This is a genomic window from Pirellulales bacterium, from assembly GCA_035656635.1.
In the GTDB taxonomy this organism is placed as follows: Bacteria; Planctomycetota; Planctomycetia; order Pirellulales; family JADZDJ01; genus DATJYL01.
The window spans coordinates 1-4,866 of the sequence record DASRSD010000115.1 but is presented as its reverse complement, the minus strand read 5'-3'; the positions used below and the strand labels follow the sequence as shown (position 1 = coordinate 4,866).

Here is a 4,866-nt window from a genome sequence, read left to right as displayed (position 1 = left end):
CGAAGTCAGCCGACTCGTTTTGCGTAGCCGGCCCGCGGCTGCGGATGCCGGCTCGGAAATTGTCGTCAGCGGCGGGCATGCTGAACCCGTAGCGCCGTGTGGTTGTCCGATCGGCACGGCCATTGAAGTTCACAATTTGTTCTTCAACACGCCGGTGCGGCGAAAGTTTTTGCGGACGCCTCAAACCGAAATGGGGCATGCTGCCGAAGCATTCACACGGGTCGCGCTGGCGTTTCCAAACATTCAATTTAAGCTTCGACAGAACGACAAAACTGTCTATGAACTGCCGCCGGTAACTGCCTGGAGCGAGCGGATTGCGGCCATTTTTGGCGGTGAATTGGCCGATGCGCTAATTCCTGTGGAAAGCGTCGATGACGCGGTGCGACTGACAGGCTATGCCGCTCATCCCAGCCAAACTCGCAGCCATCCGCGAATGCAATATGTGCTGCTGAACGGTCGGGCTATTCGCGATCGGGCTTTGCAGCATGCCTTAAGCGAGGCCTATCGCGGTCTGGTTCTCAGTGGGCGGTATCCGATTGCGTTTTTGCGGATCGAAATGCCACCGGAAGCCGTCGACGTGAACGTGCATCCGACGAAGCTGGAAGTGCGGTTCGCAGATTCCGGCCGATTGTACAGTCAACTCTTGGGCACGCTGAGAACGAAGTTTTTGACGGTCGACTTGAATACGAAACTGCGGCCGACGGCACCAACCTCGGCGGTGCAACTGCAACCGCAGGTGGGAATCAGCGATCCGACGTTCGCCATGGATGAATCGCAAATGCAGCGACAGCGCGACCAGTTGGTGGCCTGGGCGAAGGGGGAATTAGCCGGACAGAGCGGTGAGCTCCCAACCAGCCCGGTCGAGCCGTGGCTGCTGGCCAACGATCAATCAGACAGCGCTCGCGACCGCAAACCCTTGGAACTGGTGCGGATTGATCGGTCACAGTTTCCAGCCCACTTGCAGAGCCCTACCGCTCCGGTCGGAAGCAACGGCGCCGAACGAACCGGGCAGTCGGAGGTTAGAAGCGCGTCCGAAGCCATCGGGGCCAGCGCGGGGCACCGGCCAGAAATCATCGATCACTCTCCTGTGCCGGCGATGCAGGTTCATAATCGTTACTTAATAGCGGAAAGCAACGAAGGAGTGATCGTCATCGATCAGCACGCCCTGCACGAGCGAATTCTGTATGAGCAATTGCGCGAACGTGTTCTGGCGGGCACGTTGGAAACGCAACGGTTATTGGTGCCAGAAACGGTGGATTTAAGTCCTGCCGAAGCGGCGACGGCGCTGGCCAACGCTGATCTGTTGGCAAAATTGGGGGTGGAGGTGGGCACCTTTGGCGGCGATACGGTTCTGGTTACCTCCTATCCGGCGATGTTGGCGAATTTTCGGCCGGCCGATGTGCTGCGCGATCTGGTGGCGCGGCTATTGGCAGAAGGCAAAGCACCCGACCGCCGCGATTTGGTCGACGAACTCTTGCATATGATCGCCTGCAAAGCGGCTATTAAAGCCGGGGATCGATTATCCGCGGAGGAAGTGGCGGCGCTGATTGAAATGCGTCATCTGGCTCAAGATAGCCACCATTGCCCCCATGGCCGGCCAACCGCCCTGGTGTTTACCCGGGAAGAATTGGATCGCCAGTTTTTGCGAACCTGACGAGCGGAACAGAGGGAGGAGCAAACAGCGAGAAAGATAGGTCGTCGCCTGATTTGGCCACTCAGCGATGTAGCGACGGCGGTCCTCAGCCGTTTTTGTTCGAGAAAACAGCAGGCGTCTGGGGACAGACGCCACTACATTTTTCAAATTAGGCGACCACCGAAAGTTAGTGACCATTTCGGCCATCCGCTGGGGCAACGTATAATCTAACTGCCCGGCATCGTGGTCTGGGCCGGATCAGCGTTAGTTCCTGTGGTACAGGCCGACAATCATCTATTTTCATTTCCTCATCCTTTCGATCCTTTTCTCGAACCTTCCATGATTTGCGTTTCTATTGGCCGCGGCCGGCATCGGCATATGATCGCGGAGCATCGTCACTTGGTTAGCCAGGGAGCGAAGCTCGTTGAACTGCGATTGGATTACATCAATGGAAAAATCAATCTTAAGCGGATCATGGCGGAGCGGCCCTGTCCGATTGTCCTCACCATCCGTCGCGACATCGATGGCGGCAAATGGAAAGGGACCGAGCAAGAACGGCACATGCTGCTGCGGGCGGCAATTGTCGACGGCGTGGACTACGTTGACTTGGAAGAAGACACCGCCAAAGCGATTGGCCGGTATGGAAAAACCAAGCGCATTGTGAGCTTTCACGATTTCCGCCAAACTCCGGACGATCTGGCGGCCATTCATGCGCGATTGGCCGCGCTGGACCCAGACGTGATCAAAATCACGACAATGGCCAACAGTCCGCACGATAATTTGCGGATGATGCAGTTGGTGCAATCGGCGAAGGTTCCGACGGTGGGCATGTGCATGGGCGATTTGGGAACCCCATCGCGAATTTTATGTGGCCGATTTGGAGCACCATTCACGTACGCTTCGTTCCATCACGAGCGGTTGCTGGCGCCGGGCCAACTTAGCTTCGAAGAAATGTCCACGGTGTACCAGTACGACAAAATCGATGCCAATACCATGGTGCTGGGAGTGATTGCTGATCCGATCGGCCATAGCTTAAGTCCGCTGGTGCACAATTCCGCACTCAGGCAGACAGGAATCAACGCCGTGTACGTGCCGTTTCGGGTGCCGGCGGAGCATTTGGATCAGTTTTTGGCGGACGCCAAGCAATGGGGCATTCATGGCCTGAGCGTCACCATCCCACACAAGGAAGCAGTGCTTAAGCGATTAACCAAATTTGATCCGTCGGTCAAAAGTATTGGCGCGGCCAATACGTTGGTGTTCGAAGGCAACGATGTGATTGGCTATAACACCGATTTTCGTGCTGCCTTGGAAAGCGTCGAGCGCGGCGTGCATGCCATCAACAAAGCGGAGTCCGAGCAGCATTTAGCCAGTGCGCAATCCACGGCGGCCGAACGCCCGTCGACGGAAGAGAGCTTGCAGGGTAAAACGGCGCTGCTTTTAGGAGCCGGTGGCGCTGCCCGTGCAATGGCCTATGGCCTGAAAAAAAACGGCGCGAAAGTAGTCATCACCAGCCGAACGCTAAAACGCTCGCAGCAGCTGGCCCAAACCATGGGCTGCGATTGCATCGATTGGGACAACCGGCACGCCATTTCCCCAGACATCGTTATCAACTGCAGCCCCGTGGGCATGCATCCCAACGTGGACGAAACGCCTTATGCCCGGGGCCATTTGCGCTCGCCGATGGTGGTGTTCGACATGGTTTACAATCCTGAGAACACGCTGTTGATTAAGGATGCCAAGGCGCAAGGCTGCAGTGCGGTGACCGGCGTCGAAATGTTTGTCCGGCAGGCATTGTTGCAGTTTAAGTTGTTTACCGGGCAGAGCGCTTCCTGGGAATTAATGCGGGATACGCTGAAACGCGCCATCGGGCCGGCAAAAGTGTGATGTGCGCTAATCCATGTAGCGAGTTTCCCATGGCAACGTTGATCGTGCTGATCGGCTATCGCGGTTCGGGCAAATCGACCGTGGCACGGTTGACGGCGTTGCAGCTAGGCTGGGACTGGGTTGATGCCGACGTGGAAATTGAGCTGCGTGCCGGAAAGTCGATTGCGGCAATTTTTGCGGATGAGGGAGAAGAAGTATTTCGAGATTTGGAAACAGTGGTGTTGGATGAATTATTACAGCGCGATAAAACCGTGTTAGCGTTGGGGGGCGGCGTGGTCTTGCGAGAAAAAAACCGGCAGCGGCTGGAGCAAGCCGTGGCGATGCAGCGAGGAAAAATTGTGTGGTTGCAGGCGGCGCCGGAAGCGCTTTGGGAGCGAATTCAGGCCGACGCCACGACCGCGGCGCGGCGGCCGAACCTGACGGCCGCCGGCGGTGTCGAGGAAATTCGACAATTGCTAATGGTGCGTGAGCCATTGTATCGGGCCTGCGCCAACTCGATCATTCGCACGGAAGAAAAAACGGCGGCCGAAGTGGTGGAAGAGATTTTACGTGAAATATGAAAATCGTTGATTTACGCAGCGATACGGTGACGCGCCCCACGCCACAAATGCGGCAGGCGATGGCGCAAGCCGAAGTGGGCGATGACGTGTTGGGAGATGATCCGACCGTGCTGCAGTTGCAAGCCCGCATCGCCGAAATGCTCGGCAAAGAAGCGGCGCTGTTTGTGCCGTCGGGCACCATGTCGAATCAGATCGGTGTGCGGATTCACTGCCAGCCTGGGGACGAATTCATCTGCGAATCGGAATGCCACATTTACCGTTACGAGCAAGGGGCTTATGCGCAACTGAGTGGTTTGGTGACGCGCACGGTGCCCGGTGAATTTGGCGTGCTGCAGCTGGAGCAATTGACAGGATTGATTCGCGGCGGCGACGATCATTTAGTAAACACTCGGCTGATATGTTTGGAAAATACGCACAATCGTGGCGCAGGAAAAATCCAACCTTACGACGAACTGGAACGGATTTGCCGCTGGGCGCACGAACACGGCCTGGCCACACACTTGGATGGGGCACGGCTGTTCAATGCCGTGGTGGCCACAGGAATACCGGCTGCCAAGTGGGCGCAGCAATTCGACACGGTAAATGTCTGTTTTAGCAAAGGATTGGGCGCCCCCGTGGGGTCGGCATTGGCCGGATCGAAGGAATTGATTGCTAAAGCACATCGTGCGCGCAAACTTTTTGGTGGCGGCATGCGTCAAGCGGGCATCATTGCTGCCGGAGCGCTGTACGCACTGGAGCAGCATGTCGATCGATTGGCGGAAGACCATGCCAGTGCGCAAATTTTGGCCG

Annotated in this window: 4 protein-coding genes; all 4 read left to right on the top strand. The window is 56.9% G+C overall.

Annotated features, from left to right (window positions below; genetic code table 11):
• Positions 1-1,654 (top strand): DNA mismatch repair endonuclease MutL (gene mutL / locus VFE46_10860; GenBank protein ID HZZ28491.1); only part of this gene is annotated, 1,654 nt, incomplete at its 5' end.
• 318 nt (positions 1,655-1,972) lie between these two features.
• Positions 1,973-3,517 carry a type I 3-dehydroquinate dehydratase gene (locus VFE46_10855; GenBank protein HZZ28490.1) on the top strand — a complete coding sequence of 515 codons (1,545 nt, stop codon included), beginning with the start codon at positions 1,973-1,975 and terminating at the stop codon, positions 3,515-3,517.
• Positions 3,518-3,546: 29 nt separating this feature from the next.
• The gene (locus VFE46_10850; protein HZZ28489.1) at positions 3,547-4,077 is read left to right on the top strand and encodes a shikimate kinase; all 531 of its coding nucleotides are present in this window, start codon (positions 3,547-3,549) and stop codon (positions 4,075-4,077) included.
• A partial coding sequence (locus VFE46_10845; protein HZZ28488.1) for a GntG family PLP-dependent aldolase occupies positions 4,074-4,866 on the top strand: 793 nt, incomplete at its 3' end. The genes VFE46_10850 and VFE46_10845, both read left to right, overlap by 4 nt.

Coding starts and splice junctions, on each gene's coding strand:
- VFE46_10855 (HZZ28490.1), top strand. CDS start 1,973: ATGATTTGCGTTTCTATTGGCCGCGGCCGGCATCGGCATATGATCGCG.
- VFE46_10850 (HZZ28489.1), top strand. CDS start 3,547: ATGGCAACGTTGATCGTGCTGATCGGCTATCGCGGTTCGGGCAAATCG.